25 protein-coding genes are annotated in these 24,566 nt (G+C 37.7%); 5 read left to right on the forward strand and 20 right to left on the reverse strand.

All coding sequences use genetic code 11. The annotated features are described in order from the left end of the window. Nucleotides 1-2: 2 nt before the first annotated feature. From P176_RS0112695 to P176_RS0112760, 14 genes are all read right to left on the reverse strand, one after another. A complete protein-coding gene (locus P176_RS0112695) occupies nucleotides 3-488 on the reverse strand; it encodes a dATP/dGTP pyrophosphohydrolase domain-containing protein (RefSeq protein WP_026755056.1) in 486 nt (161 codons plus the stop codon). Beyond that, the gene (locus P176_RS0112700; protein ID WP_156033055.1) at nucleotides 478-759 is read right to left on the reverse strand and encodes a hypothetical protein; all 282 of its coding nucleotides are present in this window, start codon (nucleotides 757-759) and stop codon (nucleotides 478-480) included. Before P176_RS0112700 ends, P176_RS0112695 begins: the two co-directional genes overlap by 11 nt. A 2-nt stretch (nucleotides 760-761) precedes the next feature. Next, nucleotides 762-1,385 carry a hypothetical protein gene (locus P176_RS0112705; RefSeq protein ID WP_026755058.1) on the reverse strand — a complete coding sequence of 208 codons (624 nt, stop codon included), beginning with the start codon at nucleotides 1,383-1,385 and terminating at the stop codon, nucleotides 762-764. Nucleotides 1,386-1,547: 162 nt separating this feature from the next. Further along, nucleotides 1,548-1,874 carry a hypothetical protein gene (locus P176_RS0112710; protein ID WP_156033057.1) on the reverse strand — a complete coding sequence of 109 codons (327 nt, stop codon included), beginning with the start codon at nucleotides 1,872-1,874 and terminating at the stop codon, nucleotides 1,548-1,550. After that, a complete protein-coding gene (locus P176_RS0112715) occupies nucleotides 1,871-2,113 on the reverse strand; it encodes a hypothetical protein (protein ID WP_026755060.1) in 243 nt (80 codons plus the stop codon). The genes P176_RS0112710 and P176_RS0112715 overlap by 4 nt, the downstream gene beginning before the upstream one ends. A 170-nt stretch (nucleotides 2,114-2,283) precedes the next feature. Further along, nucleotides 2,284-2,499 (reverse strand): hypothetical protein, encoded by a 216-nt coding sequence (locus tag P176_RS0112720; protein ID WP_026755061.1) that lies wholly within the window; start codon nucleotides 2,497-2,499, stop codon nucleotides 2,284-2,286. Continuing rightward, nucleotides 2,496-2,720, reverse strand: a complete 225-nt coding sequence (locus P176_RS0112725) for a hypothetical protein (protein ID WP_026755062.1) — start codon at nucleotides 2,718-2,720, stop codon at nucleotides 2,496-2,498. Before P176_RS0112725 ends, P176_RS0112720 begins: the two co-directional genes overlap by 4 nt. A 528-nt stretch (nucleotides 2,721-3,248) precedes the next feature. Beyond that, on the reverse strand, nucleotides 3,249-3,563 hold the full coding sequence (locus P176_RS0112730; protein WP_026755063.1) for a hypothetical protein: 315 nt from the start codon (nucleotides 3,561-3,563) through the stop codon (nucleotides 3,249-3,251). A 12-nt stretch (nucleotides 3,564-3,575) separates the two neighbouring features. Next, nucleotides 3,576-6,863 (reverse strand): DNA primase, encoded by a 3,288-nt coding sequence (gene dnaG, locus P176_RS0112735; protein WP_026755064.1) that lies wholly within the window; start codon nucleotides 6,861-6,863, stop codon nucleotides 3,576-3,578. 32 nt (nucleotides 6,864-6,895) lie between these two features. Beyond that, nucleotides 6,896-7,249, reverse strand: a complete 354-nt coding sequence (locus P176_RS0112740; protein ID WP_026755065.1) for a hypothetical protein — start codon at nucleotides 7,247-7,249, stop codon at nucleotides 6,896-6,898. Continuing rightward, nucleotides 7,239-8,033, reverse strand: coding sequence for an HNH endonuclease signature motif containing protein (locus P176_RS20050; RefSeq protein ID WP_051605484.1), 795 nt, complete (start codon nucleotides 8,031-8,033; stop codon nucleotides 7,239-7,241). Before P176_RS20050 ends, P176_RS0112740 begins: the two co-directional genes overlap by 11 nt. A gap of 29 nt (nucleotides 8,034-8,062) precedes the next feature. After that, complete coding sequence (locus tag P176_RS0112750) at nucleotides 8,063-8,296, reverse strand: hypothetical protein (RefSeq protein ID WP_026755066.1); 234 nt, start codon at nucleotides 8,294-8,296, stop codon at nucleotides 8,063-8,065. A 109-nt stretch (nucleotides 8,297-8,405) separates the two neighbouring features. Next, complete coding sequence (locus P176_RS0112755) at nucleotides 8,406-8,978, reverse strand: hypothetical protein (RefSeq protein WP_026755067.1); 573 nt, start codon at nucleotides 8,976-8,978, stop codon at nucleotides 8,406-8,408. A 10-nt stretch (nucleotides 8,979-8,988) separates the two neighbouring features. Further along, entirely contained in the window at nucleotides 8,989-9,228 is a 240-nt protein-coding gene (locus P176_RS0112760; RefSeq protein WP_156033059.1) for a hypothetical protein, read from the reverse strand. 127 nt (nucleotides 9,229-9,355) lie between these two features. Between P176_RS0112760 and P176_RS0112765 the strand changes: the two genes are divergently transcribed. The 5 genes from P176_RS0112765 to bglX all read left to right on the forward strand — a co-directional run bounded on the left by P176_RS0112765 (nucleotide 9,356) and on the right by bglX (nucleotide 16,063). After that, a complete protein-coding gene (locus P176_RS0112765; protein WP_026755069.1) occupies nucleotides 9,356-9,670 on the forward strand; it encodes a helix-turn-helix domain-containing protein in 315 nt (104 codons plus the stop codon). Between the two features lie 522 nt (nucleotides 9,671-10,192). Further along, nucleotides 10,193-11,209: a glycoside hydrolase family 5 protein gene (locus tag P176_RS0112770; RefSeq protein WP_037349303.1), complete on the forward strand. Its 1,017-nt coding sequence runs from the start codon at nucleotides 10,193-10,195 to the stop codon at nucleotides 11,207-11,209. Nucleotides 11,210-11,242: 33 nt separating this feature from the next. Further along, a complete protein-coding gene (locus P176_RS0112775; RefSeq protein ID WP_051605485.1) occupies nucleotides 11,243-12,334 on the forward strand; it encodes an SGNH/GDSL hydrolase family protein in 1,092 nt (363 codons plus the stop codon). Between the two features lie 47 nt (nucleotides 12,335-12,381). Continuing rightward, the gene (locus tag P176_RS0112780; RefSeq protein WP_026755072.1) at nucleotides 12,382-13,767 is read left to right on the forward strand and encodes a sialate O-acetylesterase; all 1,386 of its coding nucleotides are present in this window, start codon (nucleotides 12,382-12,384) and stop codon (nucleotides 13,765-13,767) included. A 46-nt stretch (nucleotides 13,768-13,813) separates the two neighbouring features. After that, nucleotides 13,814-16,063 carry a beta-glucosidase BglX gene (gene bglX / locus P176_RS0112785; RefSeq protein WP_255327195.1) on the forward strand — a complete coding sequence of 750 codons (2,250 nt, stop codon included), beginning with the start codon at nucleotides 13,814-13,816 and terminating at the stop codon, nucleotides 16,061-16,063. Between the two features lie 301 nt (nucleotides 16,064-16,364). On the opposite strand, the gene P176_RS19445 is transcribed toward bglX, so the two are convergent. The 6 genes from P176_RS19445 to P176_RS19455 are packed head-to-tail and all read right to left on the reverse strand — an operon-like array spanning nucleotide 16,365 to nucleotide 24,566. Further along, on the reverse strand, nucleotides 16,365-17,687 hold the full coding sequence (locus P176_RS19445; protein WP_037348932.1) for a cellulase family glycosylhydrolase: 1,323 nt from the start codon (nucleotides 17,685-17,687) through the stop codon (nucleotides 16,365-16,367). 14 nt (nucleotides 17,688-17,701) lie between these two features. After that, nucleotides 17,702-19,243, reverse strand: coding sequence for a glycosyl hydrolase (locus P176_RS19450; RefSeq protein ID WP_051605486.1), 1,542 nt, complete (start codon nucleotides 19,241-19,243; stop codon nucleotides 17,702-17,704). 2 nt (nucleotides 19,244-19,245) lie between these two features. Next, nucleotides 19,246-20,427: an AGE family epimerase/isomerase gene (locus P176_RS0112800; protein ID WP_026755074.1), complete on the reverse strand. Its 1,182-nt coding sequence runs from the start codon at nucleotides 20,425-20,427 to the stop codon at nucleotides 19,246-19,248. Further along, nucleotides 20,427-21,593 carry a glycosidase gene (locus tag P176_RS0112805; RefSeq protein WP_026755075.1) on the reverse strand — a complete coding sequence of 389 codons (1,167 nt, stop codon included), beginning with the start codon at nucleotides 21,591-21,593 and terminating at the stop codon, nucleotides 20,427-20,429. Before P176_RS0112805 ends, P176_RS0112800 begins: the two co-directional genes overlap by 1 nt. Nucleotides 21,594-21,611: 18 nt before the next feature. Then, a complete protein-coding gene (locus P176_RS0112810; protein ID WP_081820717.1) occupies nucleotides 21,612-23,444 on the reverse strand; it encodes a sodium:solute symporter family protein in 1,833 nt (610 codons plus the stop codon). A 6-nt stretch (nucleotides 23,445-23,450) separates the two neighbouring features. Next, nucleotides 23,451-24,566 (reverse strand): glycoside hydrolase family 26 protein, encoded by a 1,116-nt coding sequence (locus tag P176_RS19455; protein WP_037348934.1) that lies wholly within the window; start codon nucleotides 24,564-24,566, stop codon nucleotides 23,451-23,453.

Consider the following 24,566-nt stretch of genomic DNA (forward strand, 5'->3'; position numbering starts at 1 on the left):
AATCATGAGTTGTCTTTTATGTGAGAATAACTATTATCAGGGTTTTTAATCCAGGTACGCTGCTTATTTTTTTGGATCTTATTAGCATAGTACAACATTACTACACTTGCATTAATACCCATCCTTCCTGCAATGTCAAAAATGCACATGATGGCATCTGCATACTCTTCAGGGTCTCTTCTTCCTTTTGAAATCTCGGCTAAAATTTCTTGGAGCTCTTCTTTTGCTTTAGCGAGAGATCCTTGAGGTGTAGCCTCTGGAAAGGTCTCTAAAGACCAATTAAATCTTACCTTTTCAAGTGCAATGATATCGGTATGATCTGGATAAGTATTTCTTTTTATCTCTTCTACAGCAAGATCCCTCATGTCTCTTAATGCGTTTTGAATTTCCGCCACGCCTATACTTGCGGGGTTTGAAGCTTCGGCTATAAGCTTGTCTTTAGTGCTCTCGTAAACGTCGCACAATTGGTCTATGGTTTCAATTTTCATGATTTTTTGATTTAAGTTGTCGTTCAATTTTTGAAATATCACTTTGGATATTCTGTAAGTGGTCTGTCCGGTGTTTTTCTGCAGCTGCTCTTTTTAAGGGGTCTCTATGTAGCGGACTTCTATTATAAAAACTAATGGCCCTTAAAATTACATCGAGATCTCCTTGACGTCTCAACAGCTGCTCTTCTAATGGTCGCTCGTTACCGTCTTGATCAAACTTCCAGAGCGTACAAGGTTTACTGGTTTTTTGCTTTGATTCTTCAGTATACATAATCAATACCATTTGGTTTCAATAATGTTAAACCCATCAATACTCTTAAAGTCTTTGTCATTAGTTAAGTATATGACGTTTTTAACCTTATTCAAGGGTTCAATTACATCCCTGTTTATGTTAATTATACGTTTAGCATCCAAGCACTCGTCAAATATTATTAAATCATAATCGCCTAAAGCTATTTCCCTTTTAATGGCTGTTATGGTCTTGGAAAAAGCATCAATTCTTAATACTTTTTCAGGATGAAAAAAATTGGCAATAATTTCTGAGGTATATGACTTACCGGAAGCGTGAGGACCTCTGAATATCACATTTTTTGTTTTTACAAATTGATGATTTTTAATAAAAATACTATGTTTAAATACCGGAGCATAAACATCATCGAGATCTGTAATCTCTAGATCTCCATGCTTTGCTTCGTCAAAAGGTTCGTGTCCCCATATATAGTTATGACCTTCCTTTACTTTTAATGAATTTATTCCAGTAAGTCGCTCAACAATATTTTCAGCTTGTTCTTGCAAAAGATTATGATTTTCTTCTTCAGGATATTCTAAGAACATTTTTCCGTAAAATGTTACTTTTATATTGTTAACCTCGGTTACTACTTTCAATACTCTTTCCATTATTATTTGTTTAGTAAATTATTGTTTTTTGTTTCACAAGCACTGCAGAGATCTGGTTCTACCCAGTAGCATGGCCTGCCGAGTTTTTTAATACATTGTCTGCAGTCGTCATTGGTACAGCCGCACTTTCTGCAGACACGGCTGTTAATTGGTACCAATTTTTTAGGTTTCGTCTGTGCTGTCATCGTCGCTTGTGTATTTAGATTCGTGCTGTATTTGATAAATGCAACCGTGCCATGATCCTGGCACGTATACCGTTTCGTATTTATCTTTAGAGTCCATCAAACCAAACTCTAATCTAATTGGCTTGCATCTGTTATGCGTTTCGTTCAGTTCCTGAAGCTTTGCCTTGAGCATTTTTTTAAATCGCTTTAAACGATCCTTACCGTGCATCAATGTGCCATCGACGCTTTCAATAAACTCCCTGAATTCTTTGTAGAGTTTATTTTTATCGGTGTAACTCATGCTTATCTTGAAAAAATACTTCATATCGTATATAAGATTTTGAGTCCTGGCCCTGATCTCTGGAGACTCACGTTTTTGAAATTGTACTTATCCTGCAGGTAGAGAAAACCATCAATGGCTTTTTCATCAAGTACTTCATTGGTGTTTACCTTAGCTTCAGTAATATTTGTTTCTGAAACATCGGTTTTTAAAGCGACCGAGAAATTTTCATTTAAAAATGTCTCCAGGTCTTTTTTGAATTGTTGGTAGTGTTTGTCTGTCATGATTATCGAATTATTTGGTTATTGTTTATAATGAATTTTTAATCCTCGTAAGTTCTGTTGATGTAGTACAGGACCATGAAAACAATCGCTAATACCGCGACCACACCAATGATCAATTCTTTTAGATTTGTTCCTATTTCTATATCCATCTCTTTTAAGTTATTTGGTTATTATTTGCGTCTTCGTCTAGCTATAGCATCATAGTTACGTTGAAGTGGTTTTTTGATGATCGCTTTTGCTTGCATGAGCTTATCGAAATTAAGTTCATGTACTTGAGATTTAAGGCTCAACATTTTGGCACCTGCTAAATCAAGTTGGTTCATTGCTTCTAAAAGATGCTTTTCTACAGCTTCCTTAGTTTTTTCTTTATCGGTTAAAATGCTCATGATCTGTAGTTATTGCCGTTTTCACGTAATTCATGTTTCAGTTCCAGGATCTGGCCATTTAAAAAGAAAAGGCCTAAAAAGATGATGATGGCCACGATCTTTATATTTAGTCCTATAGCCCGGTTATAATATTGGGTATAGACCATGTAGCCAAAACAGGAGAGTAATGCCAGATAGCCTATTACTCTTAAGATTTTAAAAATTCTAAGTTGCTTTTTCATGTCGTGAAGATTTGATTTAAACGGTTATGAGCGCACTCCTTGAAATACACAAGGTCAATGGTGGCTCCTAAGTCTGATAAATGCTTTATCCGGAGAGAGACGTTCTCGATTTCCTCGTAACTATGGCATAAGAATGCCAGGAACAGCAATTCGATATTGCTAAAGGTGGGTGTTGGTGGTGTCATAATTTTAAAAAAGGGTTCTGCAGAGCCTACAACGCTCTAGGGTTAAAAATTCATCTTGAGGGACGCAGGGCGTGCTTTTATACGCTGGTCTGCAGATCTCCTCTTTATTGTTATTGGTGATGGTAAATACATCACTTTTGTTTATTGTTTCGGCAATCATAAAGTTCTGTTTGCAAAGCATACCCAAACTCTTTTTGCAACCTTAAAACATGTTCAGATACTTGTGTTTTATTGAAATACACGTATATCGTTCTTGTTTTGATATTCAAGGTGTACCCTTCGCGTTTCACCTTAAAATGAAGGTTGTACCTAATTTGGTTCTGCCTTGATTTTAAATTCACTTCTATGCGATTTTCTTGCTAGTCTTAGCATCTTCAACAACTTCTAATTGTCGCCTCTCACGGCTAAACTGCGTTTGAAATACCATTTCTATATCAGAGTCAATGCCCGCAACAGCTTTGTAAATTCGTTTTGCTGTAAAAAACGCCTGCAGCTCTTTGGCATTTGTAAATCTGTCTATCACGTATGGCCCTGAGATCTTCCCGGTTATAAAACTTCTTAAAAAAATGACTTGACCAATGTTGAGAACGCCTGGCGCTATTAATAGATCCCTATTTTCTGCTAGGGTAACTTCAATGCTTAATAATGATTTTGTCATGATTTTATGGTTTTATTGAAAAGGAAAATCTTGCTGTTTTGATTGTGGTACCTGATCACCATCTGCAGAGCTCGTGGCCACAGGAACCGAAGGTTCGTCTTCAGTTGAGTAATCACGTTCTAGGTTCACCACGTTTAGATTGGCCATCTGCGTATAATTAAACACGTATGCACTGGTGCTACCGTTTTTAAACTGTTCTGCTTTTACGCTGCCATAGAAATAAGGTTTGCTTTTAAAATATCCTTTAAGCGTACTCTCGCCAATAGGTTCTTCTCCTTTACGCTTACTCACCGCCTCCATATAATCTTGATGCACTTTGCCTAGGCGTATGAATAAAATATCTTCCATGGCTGAGTTTGTGACCTCTCGATATTGTGCCACACCTTCTTTTTTGCCTTCGTAAATTTTGAAGCTGAGTTTCTTTTCAATCTTAAAGTCGTAGCCTTCTTTAATGATCCTACGGTCCACCAAATAACTAAGTGTCTGCCAAAATTTAGCCGTTCCTTCAGTTTCTGATATCATATCGCTACTTTCTTGAATAGCGTCAACACAATGGGTGTAGAACTCATTCCAAGTAAATGGAAAGGCAAACTTTTTCCATAGAATTTTGACTGGCGCCATGATCACTGTAAAGTTCTCAAGCATACGCTCCATGTACTCGTCTTTTTCAAAACGTTTGATCAAATCTTTGTTAAGTTCATTAATGGTAAGGGTTAGTTCTTTCTCGATCTCCTCTCGATATTTTAGGAGCTCCAGCAGTATTGAGGTCATCCCTTTTTTCTCTTCATTTTTTAGCTCAGCAAACAAAAGTTTTTGTTCAACCGTATAATTTCTTTCCAAAAAGTGCTCAGTAAGAGATCTAGAAGACAATGAGTTATCGTCACGCACAGATCTGTACTGAGATAGAATGATGCACGCGCATTTAATACGGTCTAGGTTGGTTTTTTTATCTGTAGAAGCCACACCGGTTTCACGCGATCTATTATCAAAAGCAGCTTTTAAAACCTGAAATTTAATTTCGTGAATGTTGGTGTCGTGATATTCCTCCAGAGCTAAAACAATGTTTGAGATCCTTGACACACGACGGAAAAAACCAACTACAGATCCAGAGTTCAAGTCGAATCCCTTTTGATTTGGGGTGAATACATTGGTCAAGGATTCTGAAAATTTTGTTTTACCCGATTGTTTTTGACCCGTTAAAAATAGGTGCGGAAATGCCCCAAACTGATCAACAATAATATCCCTGAAGATGGCGGCAATGGTAAAACCAATACCTGTCAATGCTTTTTTCCCGTAGACCTTATACATGAGGTCCATCCATTTAGAAAAAGTAATACTGCTATTTATGTAGGTGAAGCTTCTCACGCCTTCATAGCTGTCATCATCTTCACGATTACCTAAATTGACTTTTGAAAATGCCGGAGAATAGAACAAATCAATTTTTGATTTATCCTTTTGAAAATTCTGGTCCTTGACTTCTACAATACCATATTCATCAACCTCTCTAAACTCATCGCCCAGGACAACACCATTTGCAAAGGCGTAGAATCCTTCTGGCTGTTGGCCAAGTGTTGTAAACTCGTATGCCTTATCAAAGCTATATAGCAAACGATTTCGAAATTGCTTAAAATTATAGGCACTTACTGCAGGCTCAAATGCAAAGTTGTGACTGTCTACAATTTTTTCTTGAAAGAGGTTAAAAGATGATATTTCCTTATTGGTAAAATCTACGACACCAACTTCGCCGATATCGTTTTTCATTTCTAATATTCGCTTTCCATCATTTTTACTTGAAATGATATGAAACAATGGATTGACCGTAAAATTGGTACCCTTGTAAAAGATGTTGCTGGAGGTCTGGAAGTAGATTGCTTTTTCCTTTTCTGAAGAGACAAAGCCATCCCTTTTGTAGCTCATGAGATCCCCATCGGTTGGAAACCCACGGCTTTGCATTTGCATGAGCTCTGTATCTTCATCTAAGCGCTCTTTTTTGAGCCCTGCCAATTTCATTTGAGAAAACACCTTGAGTTTATAGGTAAGATCTGCAGCTTTGATTTTTAATTTTCGAGCGCAATCCTTAATGAATTCTTTTTGCTTGATAGGATCTGTGATTAAATCCAATGTCTTTACAATACTGTCTGCAGCATTGGCTATTTCATCTGGAGTCTCACATTCTTTTCTAAAGTTTAAGGTTTTCCAACCTAAGGCATCAACAGTATTGTTGCGTAAAAAGGTTTTAAGATCTTCATGCTGCTGAGCTAGAGTGTCTGGATCTTCACCATCTTCCAACGGTACAATGGAAACTTTAAAGCCACACTGCAGTAACATATCAAGATCACGATATGCTGCAGCTGTGCCTGCCTTATCACCATCACGTACTAAAATAACGTGATGGCATAGCTTTTTGATCATACGGCACTGCTCTAAACCGAGCGCTGTACCGCAGGTTGCTATCACGTTGTTGATGTCTCGATTTGAAAATGCAATCACATCGGTATACCCCTCAAAAAGATAAACCGCGTTATATTCTCTAATCGATTTTTTAGCCTGAAACAACCCATAGAGCGTCATTTCTTTTTTATACAATGGCGTATCTGGGGAGTTTAGGTATTTAGGGAATTCAGCAACAGCTTTTTTATTGCTGCGTCGGCCGCCAAAACCAATGACCCTGCCCAGGGAATTGTGTATGGGGAAAATGAGACGGTCTATAAAAAAATCGTAATACTTAGGGGATTTATGAGTGATCAAACCTAGAGTCACACCATCTTCGACTTTGGCCTGCTCATGTAATTCTTTATGAACATCATGAAATTTATCACTGGCGTAACCAATTTCAAACCTGGTTAAAATATCTTCGGAAAATTTACGATCCTTTAAGTTTTTCTTTGCCCAATGCGTCGGTTCTAAGGCGTCAAAGTTTTTCTGAAAACGTTTGTTTGCCCAATCTACAATAGCTTTATAACTATCAAACTTATTTTCCTCTGCCTGCTCTTCTGGAGTAAGCACCTCCTGCTCCAGAATAATGTTTGCAGTTTTGGCGACGATTTTAATAGCTTCTATCCATGTCTCGCCTTTATGCTCCATAATGAAGGACACCGGACCATAACCACCCTTACCTGTAGAAAAACATTTCCAAATATTTTTGACTGGAGCAACTACAAATGAAGGTGTTTGATCATCAGGATTAAAAGGAGACGTCCCTTTTAAATTGGTTCCCGCTTTTTTAAGCGCGACAAATTTTGGAATAACATCTGAAACTTCGACATCTAGCACTCGGTCTATGGATTCTTTTTTGATCATTAAATATGGGTTAACTGATATATTATTGTCCTTTACTGTGTATCGCTACTTTGTTCGTCCTCAAATTGTTTCTCAAATTCACTCTTCCCTAATTTGCTAATTGCTGCCGCTACATCCCTAAAACCATTTAATTGCGCAAATTCAAGCTTAAGTTGATATGTGTCCTTAGGATTGATTTTAAGAAAAGTTTCTTCGCCCATCATAAAATTTCCAATATTTGGATTCTTAGAGATTTTAGCGGCCTGAAGCATTAATTTTGCATTGTTAGAAATAGCATTACTTACGTTAACCACGGCTTGTGCTTTCCTGATGTCCATAGTACCATCTTCGAGTCCGTCAAGGACTTTAAATAGCTTATTATTCAGTTCTATTATATTACTCATCATCTTTGATTTTAGAATTAATTGTTTTTTCAATTTTTTTAACGAGCCTTATATTTTTCTTAAGCTCTTCAGGATAATTATGAATCGTGTTGCGCTTCATGTTTTTGGATTTTGATATTATCTCAAGGTTATCTAATTTGCAATTCAAAGAATTCCCATCCTTAAATACCACATTCATACCTTTTGGTATACTTCCATGTTCTTGAATCCAGATATATCGATGCAAAGGCATTGACTCTCCTTTACTTAATCTTATATAGTAGTACTTCCTACCGCCATTTCGATGAGGATGATCATGCCTAAGAGTTATGGCGCCATCATATAAGGTATTATGAGGCTCATTACCTACTTTAAAAGCAGTGGATAACATCCTTTCCCGAGTTTCTATGTCAATACCCATTTCATCCCATGTCTTTCCTTTGTTGCTAGGAACATGACCTTTATTGAAAGTAGATTCGATTCTTTTCTTTTCAATCAAATCTGTAAAACCAAGCTCATGTGCTGCTCGACTTATATGAGCAGAAGTACGATGCAGTTCTTTAGATATTTGCTTAATTGATTTTTCTTGAATGTTTTCGGTTATGTATTTTTTTTCTGCAGAAGTAATAGGCCTTTTAGTCGCTTCGGACCTCCATTTAACAATCAAGTCTCTCGGGACTTGTAGTTTGTTTCGTTTTAGATATCTGTAAACAACACCCTTATCCAAATCAAATTTCTCAGCGATTTTTGATCCTGGCATTTTTAGATAATTTTCTTTTATAAAATTTGACACTTCCTTAGTTATCATTTATTTACAAGTTTTACGTTTTCTAAAATCTAATCTTCACTGTCATTTATTGCCAGATCATTTTTAGCGGGTTGTTTTCTGTAGTTGTCTTGAGACCAAATAGTATCACCCTTTATGGTTACTATTTGATAGTAAATCTTACCACGAGCTGTAAAAACACTTTTAGTCACGGAGACAACATCTTCAGGATTTATTTTGATAGAAGCGCAAGAGCTTATTGCTATGAGTAGTATTGCGAGTAGAGGGATATTGAAAAGTTTCATTAGTTATGGATTAAAGGTTAAAAAAACCGCCACCTAAATGGCGGTTACCATTGTTACGCTTCAAGTGAAGCAATTGAAAGAACGTATATTTGCGCACTGCGCAAATGCTTTAAATAATATTGAGGACGGCCAATACATTTACAACACATTGACGTGTTGAAGCATTTAGCTTACCGTAGAGTATTTTTTTAAGTTTGTGGAGTTGGCCAAAAGAGACTTCATGTATTTCTGCTATGACCTCATTGGTATAATTGGTTGCCAGAAGCTTCATTAACTGTATATCTGAAGTCTCTAGTTCTACACCTTTGTATGTTGCATTTCTACAAACAATACCTTCACCTATGCATTTGCCACGCTTGGGACATTCCCAATATTCACCATGTTGTAATTGATTGTTAGAGATATCTGGAGTGTAATCCAACCCACCGAAACGACACTCTGTAAACTTCTGGAGTTGGTTCATTTCAGAATTTGGGTACCATTGTTTTAAAATGGCTAGGGCAGGAGCATCGGCCTTCATGCTTTCGTTGAGAATATTAAAAGTTACAGGAGGTAAATCTTTGAAATCGAAAATGGATCCCTTGCTAATAACCTTTAAATCGTTTCCTGTTTTAAAAAACTCCGTATCTGCATCTAGGAGTCCGGCATAAATTCGCGTTGTTGGTGCTGGTGTTGTGTTCATAAATTTTAGTTTAAATTTTACTTAGTTTTTCAGCTTCAGTCTCTGCAACAGACTGATGCTCTTTGGCCACTTCAATGATGATGTTCAGTATCTGAATGTTGATTCGGAAAAAGCACTTTACATTTCTAACCACACCGTTTGTAGTAATTATACCTGCACTTTTTGCCCGGTCAACAACTATTTGAGAGTAACCCCATGGGAGATAAGTGTTTAAAAGCTCGAGAACTTTAACGGCCTTATGCGTTTGCATACCGTACCGCTTTGTTAAAATGTCTATATTTGTCATGGAATAACACTAATTGTCATCAAATATATTTACAATACGTAAACAAAACAAGTAAAATGTTTACAAATTGTAAACTTTAACATTTACGTAAATGAAATTTGGAAGTCGTTTAAAGGAAATTTTGGAAGAAAAAAACATCTCTCAGATTGATTTTTCTAAAGGAGCTGAATTGAACTCAGGTCTTGTAAGTAGAGTACTTAATGGAGAAAAGCCAAGCTCTCAATTCATTTATAAAACGGTAGAATATTTGCCGGAAGTAGATATGAATTATCTCCTTAAAGAGGATGTTCAAGGAGTATTAAATGAAAGTCATTCTACCTATGAAAAAACTCTAGATCCAATGGACCTTATTGTAGATATCGAGAATAAAATCAAGAATTTAAAACGTGTATTGACACAAAAATGACACAAAACCAAAAAACTACAACTGATTAACAGCGTGTTAGTTCGAATGTCGTAATTCCTTCGCGGTCACGAATAAACAACAATGCACCTTAAAAATATCTGAGCTTGCTCAAGTATTTTTAAGGTGCATTGTTGTTTTCAAAGCGGAGCTTTGAGGGATCTGTAATCCCTTTAAACGACACTAGCTTTAAGTTCAGCTGGGTTGAGCTTGCTCAAGTATTTTTAAGGTGCATTGTTGTTTTCAAAGCGGAGCTTTGAGGGATCTACAATCCCTTCAGACGGCACCAATTTTAAGTTCAGCTGGGTTGAGCTTACTCAAGTATTTTTAAGGCGGATTGTTGTTTTTAAGCGGGTCTTTGAGAGGGTCTGTATTACTTTATAATCTCCTTTCCATTTCCGTGATCTATACAAATTTGTCACTTACATTTACTATTTAGTCAATTCTTGCCTTTAATTTTAGAAATTGCCAATAAACAGATACATTAGTTGTCAAATCATTAATGCGTCTAACACCATTGTCAAAATGAATTATAGAATTTTAAGTATCTCTTTTCTTTTTCTAGTTCAAATTATTTGCTTTAATCTTAGTGCTCAAACACAATTACCGCGCATCAGTGTTGTGGGTAATAATTTTGTTAATGAGAAACAGGAAACTATGGTGTTTAGGGGTCTAAATGCCAGTGACCCCGATAAGCTAGAAACCCAAGGGCATTGGACAAAATCTTATTTTCAAGAGATGAAAAATTGGGGTGCAAATATAGTGCGACTGCCAGTGCATCCAACAGCCTGGTCCCGTCGAGGAAAAGAAGATTATTTAAGACTCTTAGATCAAGCCGTGGAATGGGCTACAGAACTCGATTTATATCTTATTATTGATTGGCATAGCATCGGGAATTTAAAAACCGAAATGTTTCAGGATGGCATTTACGATACGAGCTTAAAACAAACCTATGATTTTTGGAGAACCATAGCAGTACATTACGGTAAGCATAATACGGTTGCTTTTTACGAATTGTATAATGAGCCCACGACGTATCATAATACCTTAGGAACCATAAGTTGGGACTGGTGGAAATCAATTAACGAAGAATTTATCACTATCATTCGAGCCAATGGAGGAGAGGGCGTTCCGTTAGTGGCGGGCTTTAATTGGGCTTACGATTTAACCCCGGTACGTGACCAGCCCTTGGAGGTAGAGGGTATAGGCTATGTAAGTCATCCCTATCCTGAGAAAAAGGAAAAACCTTGGAAAGAAAAATGGACTGCAGATTGGGGGTTTGTAAAAGAGAACTATCCTATCATTCTTACTGAGATTGGATTTTGTGGTCCAGATGATGTTGGCGCGCATTCCCCGGTTATTGGTGATGAATCATATGGAGATGCCATTACCAACTATTGTGACGCTAATGAGATCTCCTATATTGTTTGGGTGTTTGATGCTGAATGGGCGCCAAGGTTATTTCAAGATTGGGAAAATTATAAACCCTCTAGACATGGTAAGTACTTTAAGAAAAAACTCCAGAGTTATACCTATGAGTAGTAAAATAATTCAGTTTTAATTTATTAAAGGCACATGAAAATCATAAAATTAGCAACAGTATTTAGCTTATTATTAATGTATGGGTGTAACGCGCAAGACTTGAAAACATTTGAGTCAACTGACGAGCATTTTAATTACTCTGGGAGATTTGAATATCTACAGGAAGGCGGCGTGGGTCTCATTGGTTCGGCTGCTTATGTTGAATTTATCGTCGAAGGCGATGTTCTAAACATACGCCTCCAATCAGAATCTGCAGCACGTAATTATTATGTGCTGCGTATTAACGATGCTATTCACAAACGTAGCGTTATAAAGGGAGACACTGTTCAAACTATAGCGGTCAAATTGCCGCATAAGGGAAAGCATACTATTGGTATTTATAAAGCAACAGAAGCCTTTAATGACAAAATTATTTTTCATGGTATTGAGGCCAAATCTTTGATGGCTTCGGAAAAAAAACCGTTTACAATTGAATTTATTGGCGACTCTATAACTTGTGGGGCTTTATCCGATGCTTCTGAGATGCCTTGCATTGAAGGGGCGTATCAAGATCATCACAATGCCTACATGGCTTATGGACCCGTCATGGCACGTGAGCTCAATGCTGATGTCCTGCTAAGTTGTGTATCTGGAATAGGAATGTATCGCAATTGGAATGATGAGCATATTGATGAACCAATAATGCCTCAAGTCTATGACAATCTATATTTAAATACAGATGCTTCTAAACCTTTTAATGCCTCATATCAACCTGATATTACGAGCATTTGTTTGGGCACAAATGACATGTCTTCTGGAGATGGAACGAAAGAAAGATTGGTTTTCAATTCTGAAAAATTTACGGAAAATTACATTGCATTTGTTGAACACATATATGCGCAACATCCTAAAACCAAAGTGATTCTACTTAATAGTCCTATGGTAGAGGCCCAGCAAAAGAAAACTCTTATGGCGTGTTTGAAAAAGGTACACACTTATTTTAAAAACCATCATAACAAGACCATTACAATAGTTGAGTTTGATAAGATCTATGCAAATGGATGCAGTGCACATCCCAGCGTAAGCGATCATAAGGCTATGGCAGAGGCATTGCTTCCAGATTTTAAGAGTTTACTTCAACAATAAACTCCATTAGCTTCAAAATTAAATCCATTAGACATTGTAAAAAGGCCATGAGAAATTTCTTATTAGTTATCACACTTTTTGTCTCACAGTTAAGCTTCGGAAATGTTACGCTACCTTCTGTATTTTCAGACCATATGGTGCTACAGCAAAATGAAAAAATTAAAATCTGGGGATGGGCAAGTCCTAACGAGGTAATTCAAATCAAACCTTCATGGACGGATGAGATATATAAAACAGGAGGCCTTAGCAGCGCAAAGTGGGAAATCATCATACAGACGCCGTTAGCGTCGCCCGACAGTCATTCCATTACTGTTTCAGGATACAATAAAATTACCATTCAAGATGTGTTGGTGGGAGAAGTTTGGTTGTGTTCAGGGCAATCTAATATGGAGATGTCTGCTGCTTGGGGCATTAAGAACGGAGAAGACGCAGTGCAAAAGGCAGATTATCCCACCATTCGTTTTTTTAGGGTTGAAAAATCTTCAGTAAAATACCCTCAAGATCATATCATTGGCAAATGGGAAGTGTGTTCTCCAGAAACAATGAGAAATAATAGCGCCGTAGCTTATTATTTCTCACGTCAACTTCAGCAACATTTAATACAGATACCCGTGGGATTGATAATTTCAGCTTGGGGCGGAACCCCTGCAGAAATATGGATGCCAGAGTCTGTAATTGAAACAGATAAGGAACTATCTCAAGCGGCTAACAACTTAACACCTCAAGAATGGGGTCCGCATCAACCTGGAAGGGCATTTAACGCCATGATTTATCCTATCTACAGTTATCAAATTGCAGGAGTACTTTGGTATCAAGGTGAGTCTAACGTGGGATCCAAAGTTTATGATCTTACACTAACGGCCTTGATTAAATCTTGGCGTCAACTTTGGCAAAAGCAGTTTCCATTTTACATCGTTCAAATTGCGCCTTATGATGATGGCAATGACCATGACGGTGGTGTGCAAATTAGAGAGGCGCAACGTAAGGTTGCTAGTAAGGTGAAGAATTCTGGATTGGTTGTGATTTCCGACGTGTCAACTGTAGACGATATCCATCCTAAGGATAAAAAGCCAGTTGGTGTAAGATTGGCCAATTTGGCATTAAAACAACATTATAAGCAAATTACCGGTGTGGTAGAATCTCCAGAAATAGATACCGTGCTTTTCAATAAAAGAAAGGCAGTAATTCATTTTGAAAATGCTGAGGGCTTATATACTAATAATGAGCTCTCCTTATTTGAGATTGCTGGTGAGGAGAATAAGTTTTACCCAGCGACTTCAAAATTGAAAAATGAAGTGATCACCTTATCTTCATCTAAAGTGAAACATCCCGTTAAAGTAAGATTTGCTTGGGGAAATGCGTCGAAGTCCAATGTTTTTAATGCGGTTGACCTACCTTTGTCTAGTTTTTTTTTCGATTCATCAAAAAATTAATACCATGCAATCAAGACCACTATTTTTTCAATTTTCCATCGTCATAATGACGTTAGCTTCAATAAAAATTCAAGCTCAAAATTATAATACAATGACTAAAAATCCATCCATAGAAAAGAAAATCGACTCATTGTTATCCATCATGACTGTAGAAGAAAAAGTTGGACAAATGAATCAATATAATGGCTTTTGGGATGTTACTGGTCCGGCACCAGCAGACGGCAATAGTGCTTTAAAGTATGAACACTTGAGAAAAGGGTGGGTAGGGTCTATGCTAAATGTTAGAGGCGCGAAAGATGTAAGAGCTGTTCAAAAAATAGCGGTAGAAGATACGCGTTTGGGCATTCCGCTCATCATTGGTTTTGATGTCATTCACGGTTATAAAACCTTGAGCCCAATTCCTTTGGCAGAATCGGCTAGTTGGGATTTGCAAGCTATAGAGAGATCTGCTCAAGTAGCGGCGGCCGAGGCTTCAGCTGCAGGGATTAATTGGACCTTTGCACCAATGGTTGATGTCACTAGGGATGCAAGGTGGGGGCGTGTTATGGAAGGAGCGGGAGAAGACCCGTTTTTGGGGAGTCGCATTGCCGAGGCGCGTGTCAAAGGATTTCAGGGAGAAGATTTATCTGCGGTAAATACTATTGCAGCCTGTGCAAAACATTTTGCGGCTTATGGTTTTTCTGAAGCAGGAAAAGAATATAATACGGTAGATATCGGGACTTCTACTTTGCACAATGTGGTTTTACCACCTTTTAAAGCAGCTGCAAAGGCAGGCATTCGCACCTTTATGAATTCGTTTAACGAGTTAAATGGGGTGCCCGTTACAGGTAACTCCTATTTACAAAGAGATATACTAAAAGGCGATTGGGGTTTTGATGGTTTTGTTGTGTCTGATTGGGCTTCTATTAACGAAATGATTCTTTGGGGACATGCAAAAGATAAAAAAGAAGCCGCTCAAAAGGCCGTTACAGCAGGTTCTGATATGGATATGGAAGGCTACGTTTACATTGAAGCCTTAGCCAAATTGGTTAAAGATGGTACCGTTAGAGAATCACTTTTGGATGATGCTGTTGGAAGAATTTTGAGAGTAAAATTTGAATTAGGTCTTTTTGATGACCCTTATAAATACTGTGACGAGGCTAGAGAGAAAGACGTTATAGGAAATGCGAAGCATCACGAGGCGGTTTTAGATATGGCTAAAAAATCCATCGTGCTCTTAAAAAATGATAATAACCTGTTGCCTTTAAAAAAGACCGGACAAAAAATTGCATTGATTGGTGCTTTGGCTTCAGACAAATCTAGCCCATTAGGCAGTTGGAGAATTGCATCAGATGATGAGACTGCGGTATCAGTTCTTGAAGGTATGAAAGCTTACCAAGATAATGAACTGGTGTACGCTCAAGGCCCTAAAGTTGCTATGGAGCAAACCTCATTTTTGCAAGAGGTTAAGATAAATACCAGTGATAATAAAGGTTTTGAAGACGCTATAAAGGCTGCTAAAACTGCCGATGTGGTAGTGATGGTGTTAGGGGAATACGGATTTCAAACGGGAGAGGGTAGAAGTCGTACCAATTTAGAATTACCCGGCTTACAGCAAGAACTCTTAGAAACCATTTATGACGTCAACCCAAATATTGTCTTAGTGTTAAATAATGGACGTCCTTTAGCCATTTCTTGGGCAGACGCGCACATTCCTGCAATTGTCGAGGCATGGCAATTGGGCACTCAAACAGGACATGCAGTAGCACAAGTACTCTATGGTGATTACAACCCGAGCGGGAAACTCCCAATGACTTTCCCAAGAACTGTTGGGCAAGTGCCAATTTATTATAATTATAAGAATACGGGAAGACCAAGCAACAAAGACAACAACGTCTTTTGGTCCCATTATGTGGATGTAGAAAACACGCCGTTGTATCCTTTTGGTCATGGGTTAAGTTATACCACATTTGAGTATTCAGATTTAAAACTTAATAAGGCAAATTATGCTCAGAAAGAGGATGTTAAGGTGTCTGTAAAAGTGACCAATACCGGTAAAGTTACAGGTAAGGAGGTCGTGCAATTGTACATCAGGGATTTGGTAGGGAGTATTACTCGTCCGGTTAAGGAGCTCAAAGGCTTTGAATTAATTGAATTAAAAGCAGGGGAAACCAAAACGATAAATTTTGTCTTGAATAAGGAAACCTTGGGTTACTATAATAATCAAGGAGAATATATTGTGGAAATGGGCGACTTCGAAGTTTTTGTTGGAGGAAGTTCTGTGACCACTTTAAAGTCAGATTTCACATTGGAGTAAAAGCGCTATTTTTAGCAGTGATGATTCTAAAAGCATTCCGAATTGTAGGCGAAGGATACTTTTTTTGATTTTATTTCGTACATAAAAATAATGCTTCGGAAATGGTCTTTAAAGAAATCATTCTGAACACCTCGCAAGCTCAATGTATTTAGCGAATGATTCCCTTATTGCTGAAATGAAAGACATTGAATTTTAAGTAAATTTTCCGAAGCTATTATAAGAGTACTGGAGATTAATAGTTGATTTTATGGTGGAGTGTTGTAGAGTTTTACTTTGTAAATAAAACAGCTTAACATATAAATCAGTCTTCCAATAAGAGAAAATTATATTTTTTAATAAGCGCCAATGTTGAGGTATCTGAGGCAAATACAGAGTTGAGTCCCTGCGGTTCTTGAGGAGGATCTGCCGTAAAATCATCACCGTGTAACCACTTGCCGTTTTTAGGATTGGTTTTAGCAAAACCAGCATAACCCCAAAAATTTAGACCTGCCAAAGCATTGTTCTCTTTCTTGCTGTCAATAATCATTTTAAAAATACTGGTAAAAAACACATCTCTGTTTATTACGGAAGACTCTAGTGCCAAGCTTTCCTTTTCGCGAGGAAAACCAAATTCAGACATCACGATGGGTTTATTGAGCGCTTTAGCGACTTCTATATGTTCATTCATGTAGTCGTAAGCTTTTTTAATAGACACTTGTGTTGATTCTTTTTCATTTTCAATATCATACCAGCCCCAATTTTTAGGCCACATGTGCATGGCGAGGTAATCAATATTGTCATTGTCGTGTAATCTTTTAAACATATCGATATCTTCCAAAAATCCGTGCTTTCCTTCGGTTCCTGTAGATACTAATTGTTTTGGAGCTAAACGTTTTAAAAGACTCACGGTTTCGTCTAACCAAATCGCAAAATCAGCTTCGTGATTCTTATTCATGAGTACTCTAGGCTCGTTAGCGACTTGCCAAGACATCACAGTTGGGTCTTCAGTATACTTCTTTCCGGAGTAAGTATTGGTACGATTTAAAATAAATTTGATGTGATTGTAATAGGCTTCTTTGCAAGGATCACAACTGTGGAATTGTTTTGTGTAGGTCATATACTCATCCCAAGAATACGCTTCTAAAAATGGATTTGGAACTTCTCCGTAGCCGTTCCATTTTAAATATTCAGACATGCCTCCAGACCAAATCCAATTGTTATTTAAATAGAGCACGGCGTACATATTCCGTTTTTCCATTTCTGCTATTAAAAAGTCTAGGCCATCTAACAAATCGGCATTGTAAAGTCCTTGCTTTGGTTGTAATGCAGGGTGTACTCTAGAGTCTCCACCATCGCCCTCTGCACCAACTAAAATTCTGAGATTATCAATCCCTACAGACTTCATGTCGTCCAATTCCTTGATTAACCGTTCTCTATCACCGCTTTGACGTGCGCCAATTAACGGTCCATACCAATAATTGGCACCTACAAAATAGTAGGGACGATCTCCCTTAAAAAACTGATGGTCTTTGACGGTAATAAAACCTGATTTCAGTTCCTGGTTTTTTATAACGGAAGTCTTGCTCTTACAAGAGGAGAGCATCAATACCGTGAGGCTAGTAACTATTAATTTAAAATATTTCATGGTAGGATAATGTGTTATAAAGGTAAGCTGTACATATCTGGTAAATCATTTTCTAAAACCGTTCTTGGTTTATTGATAAACTCTAAAAAATCAGGGGTACTTTCAAGCTCTGGAGTGGGTGTACAATAAGTATCTACCTTGTTTGACCAGAACATCATAAACCCTATTTCAACCTCATTGTTAGATAAGGCATCGTAAAGGTTGTTGGCGTAAAATCCTTCAATTGGCATATTTTGACCTGGAGTTACAAAAAAGCAAGACTCTGTTAAAGCTGCAATTTTAACCTTCTCTTTGGAAAGATGAGAGAGTATTTGCAACTTTTCATTGGCATTTTCAAGAGCCATTTGACCTTGGTTATTGAAATCGCCATAATTGTCCATCCCTAGAATATCTACATAAGCATCACCTGGATATCTGCTTAGATAATCAGCATCATTTAAAAAGTTATTATCTGGAGAATAGGCAAAGAGCATATTGTTTACACCCAAAGTTCCTTTTAAATAATCTACGGTAAATTGCCAAAGCGTTCGGTATTTTTGCGGTGTACAATAAGCAGCACCCCACCAAAACCAATCGCCATCAAATTCATGAAAAGGTCTAAATATAAACGGGGTTAAAGTGCCATCATCGCCAAACATGTTTTGTGCTACTTCTGCTACTTTTTGAAGTTTCAGCTTATAATAGTCATGATTTTCACCACCTGGTAAGATGCTCATCAACGCATTGTCTTTTTGAAATTGCGTCATTTGGCTGGTATAAAAATGCTCACCTGCAAAGGGTTCTCTCATGTGCCAAGTAAACATATTTACCATACCCTTGTTGTAAGCTTCTACAGCATCTGACATAATAATTTGTTCTTGCTGATAAAACCAATTAGATGAAGCCCCGTCATTACTATCATCTGTAATAAACATAAAATCAGACCCTAGTAAGCCGGGGTCACTTCCTGTGGTTTTCTTGATATCAGAAATACCGTCGTTGTCATTATAAAAGCTGTTAAATGCATCTTGTTGCCCAACAATGAATTTTGTTTTTGAGAGCTCTTTTAAATTGTAAAACAGAGCTATGGTCTCTGAGGTGGCATTGGGATTAACCATATATGCCGAGGCTTCTTGTGGTAGTAATACGAAATCTTCTGGTGATTCAGATATAGTCACCGTTGCCGAGTTTGATGCGCCTAAAATAGCAGTTGTATTGTTAGGTGATATCAATATAACTGTTACAGTTTCATTGCCCTCTGTAATACCATCCTCTAGAGTAATTATATTTATAGATTGGCTGGAAGTATTTGGAGGAATGGTTATGGTGTTGGGTAGGTTTTGGTAATCGGTGCCATTTGTGGCAGAACCACTAATCTCATAGTTTATGAGCGTTGCCGCGTTTAAGGTACTTGATAATGTGAATGTAAATTGGCCGTTATCGCTGCCTTCTGTCGCCGTGTTTATGGTTGCGCTAACACTTATTTCTACTAGGGTTTCCTCTAGATCTGTGTCATCTTTAGAACAACTCAAAATGAAAAAGGACGCAAGAACACTCCATAGGATTATTTTTTTCATAATCAAAATTTGCTTAAAATCATTAAGGCTCTAGAGGTATGGTACGGCGCTTTCCACATGCTCACTTTATCTTCAGAGGTGTAAGGTTTTCCGTTTTTGTCAACTCTAAAATACCACTCTCCGTTGATGTGATCAATGAGATGTTTTTTTGTAAAATCCCAAATATTAGAAGCATGTTTTAAAAAATCTTCATTCTTATTAATTTGATAGGCATAGTTTAAGCCAACTAAAGCTTCCACTTGTGGCCACCAATGCCTGTCATCATCTAAATGGTTGGTATCCTCATTTTTTTCATTGGTTATGGCACCCTCCTTATCTATGGCTTCATCTATAAAAGTGTTTGCAACATCAATGGCTATCGTTTCGCATTGTTTTAATAGTGAGGCTTCGTTAAGCGTTTTTGCTGCTTCAATCATAAGCCAGACCGTTTCAATATCGTGACCATAGGAAACGGTGTTGCTAAGTAGTTTCCACTGCTCGTCAAAAAACAGGTCAAAATGATGCTTTTTGTTTAGAAATTTCTCCTGAAATAAAACCACAAGCATGTGCAGTGATTTTCTAAGATGGTCATCATCGTATATTTTCAGTAATGAAGTATAGGCTTCTAAAACGTGAAGGTGCGTGTTCATTGTTTTTGCAGCGTTCATGTCTTTGTTACTAAGCCTCATGTCGTCTATGGACTGCCAATTACTTTCAAAAGCCTCTAGATAGCCTTCTTCTGGATGCTTGGCGTGGTGTTCTATGAGGTTAAATATTTCAATGGCCCAATCTTTTGCGGCTTCGTTTTTTGTAAATACATAGTATTCTGATAAAGCGTAGATAGTAAACGCTTGCGCGTAAATTTGCTTTCGCTTATTGATGGGCTTGCCTTGATGGTCCACTTCCCAAAAAACACCCTGATGAACGCCATCATTAAAGTATGTCTTGATATAGTCATAAGCTCTATCGCAAATAGCCTTATAGACATCCGTTTTGTAATGATTAGAGGCTGCTGAAAAGCTCCAAAGAATTCGAGAATTTAAAATGATGCCTTTAGAGGCTTTCGGTACAACTGTATTGTAATGGTCAATTTGACCATAAAACCCACCGTGTTTATGATCTAGGGTGTGCTTTGACCAATATTTTAAAATGCGATCGAGTTCATTTTTGAACTCCGCTTTAAGATCTATATCATTCTTAGCCATTAATAAAGCCCCTTATTTTTGTTGATGAGGTCGATAATTGTTTGAACAGAACTTGATGAGGTATACCCATCTTTAGGAGAGTTCATAACGTAATCAATTAATTTGTCTACAGTAGAAACGGCTACATGCATTCTCGTGTCTGAAGAGGCGTAATAGATATACACGGTGCCATCTTCATCTCTAATCCAGCCATTATTAAACAGTACGTTAGACACATCTCCTACACGTTCCTTATTTAACGGACTCATAAAATGACCTGCGGGTTGGTGGATTATTTTAGAGATATCATTAAGGTCTGTCATAAACATATATAGCGTATACCTCAATCCCGCCGCTGTATTTCGTACACCGTGAGCAATATGTAGCCAACCCTTTTCTGTTTTTATAGGAGCAGGGCCAAGACCATTCTTAAGTTCGAAAATAGTGTGATACACTTTGTTACTAATGATCTTTTCATTTTGAACCACGGGATTCGTCATGTCCTCAACGTAGCCAAGGCCAATGCCTCCGCCTTTTCCTACTTCAATAAAGCCATCTTGCGGTCTCGTGTAGAGCGCATATTTTCCGTTTACGAATTCTGGGTGCAAAACAACATTACGTTGCTGGCCAGAGTTTGAGATCAAGTCAGGAAGCCTCTCCCATTGTACCAAATCTTTAGTTCTCACAATACCTGCATTGGCTATGGCCGAGCTAGTGTCTCCTGATGGAGCTTCAGGGTTTTTTCGTTCTGTACAGAAAATACCGTAAATCCAGCCGTCCTCGTGCTGGGTTAGGCGCATGTCATACACATTGGTGTCTGGCACTTCATTTTGAGGGATCACACAAGGTTTGTCCCAAAATTCAAAGCCATCAATACCATTCTCGCTTTCTGCAATCGCAAAAAATGATTTTCTGTCATTTCCTTCAACGCGCACACATAAGATGTATTTATCCTTCCATTTGATGGCTCCCGCATTAAAGGTGGCATTAAACCCAATACGTTCAATCCCGTTTGGGTTGGTATCATGGTTTAAGTCATATCTCCAATGAATGGGTATGTGGCGTGCGGTAACTACAGGGTATTTATATCTTTTGTAAATACCATTGGTAAGCGCAACAGGGCTGTTTTTTCTTTTGATAATCTTAGCGTATTGCTTTTTTGCCTTGTCAAGGTTGTTGCTGGTCATATACACGGTAAAGTATTTTTAGTTAAGTTTTTCGTTTAAATTGTTCCACCAGAATTTTTTCAGCAGAAAAATACATGCTATTAAGATGGCTACAGAAATATATACAGGTGTTTGTTTTCTAAAGATAATGTACATTGGCAATATGACGAGGACTGTTTGGGCGATAATTCCTACTGCCACATTAAACATATCTCTTCGGAAATTCGGATTTCTTTTAAAGTCAGGATTTTCTTCTAATAGTTTATCATGGATTGGTTTCCAAAAACCCCATGGTCTTACCGTTGAATAGAAGTTTTTTAAGGTTACCTCATCTGTTGGTGGTGCAGAATAGGTGCCTATCCAACAACCAATAATTGAGGTAAGTAGTAATATTGGGAAATAATACAAATCTAAAGTTTCATTAAAAACAGAAGGAAGTATCAATGCAGGGATCATGCCGGCGACCATTCCCCAGAAGAACCCATGACCGTTAAAGCGCCACCAGTGCCATTTTAATATGTTTGCTACCACGTAACTTCCAAACAGGGCAGATACCAACCATTGCAGTATAGAGTTGACGTCTTCTACAAAAAATCCCAAGATAATGCTTACAACTACAACCAATATCCCAGAACCGTAATTCATAAATTTAATTTGAGTTTGACTGGCTTCGGTTTTTTTATTTTTTAAATAGATGTCATTAATAAGGTAAGCTTGAGCGGCATTGAGCGTGCCCGCAAAAGTAGACATGAAAGCTGCCAAGAGGCCTGCCAAAAGTAAGCCCATGAGCCCTACCGGAACAAACTCTTTGATTGCAGCAGGTAGAATCAATTCAAAATCAATAGTTCCCGCTGGAGTATAAAGATCTAGTTTGTCGTAAAAAATTAGGGCTAGAGCAGCAAATCCTGCGATCATTAAATAGCGAATAGGCATTAATACTACAGATACAAAACCACTCATTTTAGAAGCTTCTTCTGGAGATTTTGTAGACAGTATTTTTTGCATATCGTAGTTAGGTGCAGGGCCTGCTACACTAACTAAAACCCCTTTAAAAACCATCATCATAAAGAAGATGGAGAATAGACCGTAGCCATCTGATGCTATTTTATCATTGACCTTCGGTATGATTTTGCTCCAATCCATATCAAGTTCCCATCCAAAAAACGGACTCATCCAACCATCAGGAACGTTGAGATCATTTGTTCCTACGGCGTTAAAGCCGATATATGCAATTACAAAAGCAGAAACCGTCATGATGGTAAATTGAATGACATCTGCCCAAACAATTCCAGACATACCTCCTAAAAGTGAATAAAAAACAGCGAAAAGTGTAAAAATAATACCATAGAAGTGTGCAACATAATGGGGCGCCACATAAAATGGAATATAGTCGCTCACGATTTCCCATGGAATAAAGATCTCGACAAATTTTCCGAGTCCGATGAAACCGTAAGCCAAGAATCCTAAACAGCTCAGTAAAGCGAAAACAACTACTACGGTATGGGACAAACTGCCACCTCTACCTGATCCAAATCTGGTTTTGATCCATTCTGCTCCAGTTGTAACATTAGATCTTCTCAACCATTTAGAGAGATAAACCATTAAAAACACCTGATTAAATACTGGCCAAAGCCAAGGAATCCAAGCGCTTTTTATACCGTACACAAACATTAAGGTCACCAGCCAAATAGTCCCAGAAATATCGAACATCCCCGAAGCATTGGAGAGGCCTAGAAGGTACCAGGGAATGGATTTGCCGCCCAAAAGATAATCATCTGTGCTTGTCTGGGCTTTTTTTCTAACAATAAGCCCAATGACAATTGTAGAGATTAGATAGATTAAAATGATAGAGATATCAAGTGTTTGTAGCATCAGATGTTAAGGGTTTAAATTGTTGATGTCTTCTAAAAACAATGTTTGGGGTAGGGATTCAAATTTTTTAAAATCCGATTCGCTTTTATGTCCCTGATAGGGCATGTAATGATGTGTAGTATCATGGTTTCTCCAAAGGAGCACCCAACTGATGCCGGAGTCTTTTATACTTGGGTAAAGTACTTCTGTAAACCAGTTTTCAGTAGTCACTTTTTCAAGACCAGTTTCTGTAAATGCGAAGAGCTTCTCTCTTTTATTGGCGATAGTTTTGACTAGATTGAGATCATTTTTAACCGCACTTATGTATTCTCGAGTATTTTCAAAATCATAAATATCAGAACCTAATATATCCACATAAAGATCCCCTGGATAGTACTCCATATAATCGTCTTCGGGATTGAGTTTGTTTGGTGAGTAAGTATATAGAACATTGTGAACTTTGTGTTTGTCTCTTAAAAGCTGGATGGTTTGGTGCCAGAGGAGTTTATATTCCGTTGAGCTACAATTGCCTTTCCCCCACCAAAACCAGGAACCATTCATTTCATGAAAGGGTCTAAATATAATTGGGATTTCTTTATTATCATTGCGTAGAGACTTGAAGAATGAGGCCACTCTCTCTATCCACTTTTCATATTTTTCTCTATGTGTGCCACCTTTTAAAATATTGGCAACAGTAGGGGTTTGGTCCCAAGAGTTTCCGCCTGTGGTAGGGTTGTCAGGATGCCAACTCACAGTAACGATACCGCCATTTTGATGCGCATCTATGATGAGATCTTTCATCTCACTAAAAGGGACGCCGTCAATGTTGTTGTCTTGTCCATTTTCAATTTTACCAATATCAAAACCATAAACCGCAGGGTATTTTTCTACCATGTCATAGACATCGCATTTTGTTATGTTTTGATATTCAGAATTTTTCCAGCCAATACCGTAAGAGGTGCAATCTTGATGGCCAATTGCAAAACCTTTTTTTGAAATTGAAAACAAGCGTTTTCTTAATAGTTTTGAGCTTTTTGATATTTTTTTATCAACAAGAGATGGTTTTTTATATCCACCTGTATACAAAGACTGGCAAGAAACTAAAATTAAAACGGTTAATAGGGCTATTGTTTTTTTAATCAT

Source organism: Sediminibacter sp. Hel_I_10 (genome assembly GCF_000688335.1).
Taxonomy (GTDB): domain Bacteria; phylum Bacteroidota; class Bacteroidia; order Flavobacteriales; family Flavobacteriaceae; genus Psychroserpens.

Bases quoted from the DNA above. Each gene is read 5' to 3' on its own strand.
- P176_RS0112695 (WP_026755056.1), bottom strand. From the start codon at position 488: ATGAAAATTGAAACCATAGACCAATTGTGCGACGTTTACGAGAGCACT.
- P176_RS0112700 (WP_156033055.1), bottom strand. From the start codon at position 759: ATGTATACTGAAGAATCAAAGCAAAAAACCAGTAAACCTTGTACGCTC.
- P176_RS0112705 (WP_026755058.1), bottom strand. From the start codon at position 1,385: ATGGAAAGAGTATTGAAAGTAGTAACCGAGGTTAACAATATAAAAGTA.
- P176_RS0112710 (WP_156033057.1), bottom strand. From the start codon at position 1,874: ATGAAGTATTTTTTCAAGATAAGCATGAGTTACACCGATAAAAATAAA.
- P176_RS0112715 (WP_026755060.1), bottom strand. From the start codon at position 2,113: ATGACAGACAAACACTACCAACAATTCAAAAAAGACCTGGAGACATTT.
- P176_RS0112720 (WP_026755061.1), bottom strand. From the start codon at position 2,499: ATGAGCATTTTAACCGATAAAGAAAAAACTAAGGAAGCTGTAGAAAAG.
- P176_RS0112725 (WP_026755062.1), bottom strand. From the start codon at position 2,720: ATGAAAAAGCAACTTAGAATTTTTAAAATCTTAAGAGTAATAGGCTAT.
- P176_RS0112730 (WP_026755063.1), bottom strand. From the start codon at position 3,563: ATGACAAAATCATTATTAAGCATTGAAGTTACCCTAGCAGAAAATAGG.
- dnaG (WP_026755064.1), bottom strand. From the start codon at position 6,863: ATGATCAAAAAAGAATCCATAGACCGAGTGCTAGATGTCGAAGTTTCA.
- P176_RS0112740 (WP_026755065.1), bottom strand. From the start codon at position 7,249: ATGATGAGTAATATAATAGAACTGAATAATAAGCTATTTAAAGTCCTT.
- P176_RS20050 (WP_051605484.1), bottom strand. From the start codon at position 8,033: ATGATAACTAAGGAAGTGTCAAATTTTATAAAAGAAAATTATCTAAAA.
- P176_RS0112750 (WP_026755066.1), bottom strand. From the start codon at position 8,296: ATGAAACTTTTCAATATCCCTCTACTCGCAATACTACTCATAGCAATA.
- P176_RS0112755 (WP_026755067.1), bottom strand. From the start codon at position 8,978: ATGAACACAACACCAGCACCAACAACGCGAATTTATGCCGGACTCCTA.
- P176_RS0112760 (WP_156033059.1), bottom strand. From the start codon at position 9,228: ATGCAAACGCATAAGGCCGTTAAAGTTCTCGAGCTTTTAAACACTTAT.
- P176_RS0112765 (WP_026755069.1), top strand. From the start codon at position 9,356: ATGAAATTTGGAAGTCGTTTAAAGGAAATTTTGGAAGAAAAAAACATC.
- P176_RS0112770 (WP_037349303.1), top strand. From the start codon at position 10,193: ATGAATTATAGAATTTTAAGTATCTCTTTTCTTTTTCTAGTTCAAATT.
- P176_RS0112775 (WP_051605485.1), top strand. From the start codon at position 11,243: ATGAAAATCATAAAATTAGCAACAGTATTTAGCTTATTATTAATGTAT.
- P176_RS0112780 (WP_026755072.1), top strand. From the start codon at position 12,382: ATGAGAAATTTCTTATTAGTTATCACACTTTTTGTCTCACAGTTAAGC.
- bglX (WP_255327195.1), top strand. From the start codon at position 13,814: ATGACGTTAGCTTCAATAAAAATTCAAGCTCAAAATTATAATACAATG.
- P176_RS19445 (WP_037348932.1), bottom strand. From the start codon at position 17,687: ATGAAATATTTTAAATTAATAGTTACTAGCCTCACGGTATTGATGCTC.
- P176_RS19450 (WP_051605486.1), bottom strand. From the start codon at position 19,243: ATGAAAAAAATAATCCTATGGAGTGTTCTTGCGTCCTTTTTCATTTTG.
- P176_RS0112800 (WP_026755074.1), bottom strand. From the start codon at position 20,427: ATGGCTAAGAATGATATAGATCTTAAAGCGGAGTTCAAAAATGAACTC.
- P176_RS0112805 (WP_026755075.1), bottom strand. From the start codon at position 21,593: ATGACCAGCAACAACCTTGACAAGGCAAAAAAGCAATACGCTAAGATT.
- P176_RS0112810 (WP_081820717.1), bottom strand. From the start codon at position 23,444: ATGCTACAAACACTTGATATCTCTATCATTTTAATCTATCTAATCTCT.
- P176_RS19455 (WP_037348934.1), bottom strand. From the start codon at position 24,566: ATGATTAAAAAAACAATAGCCCTATTAACCGTTTTAATTTTAGTTTCT.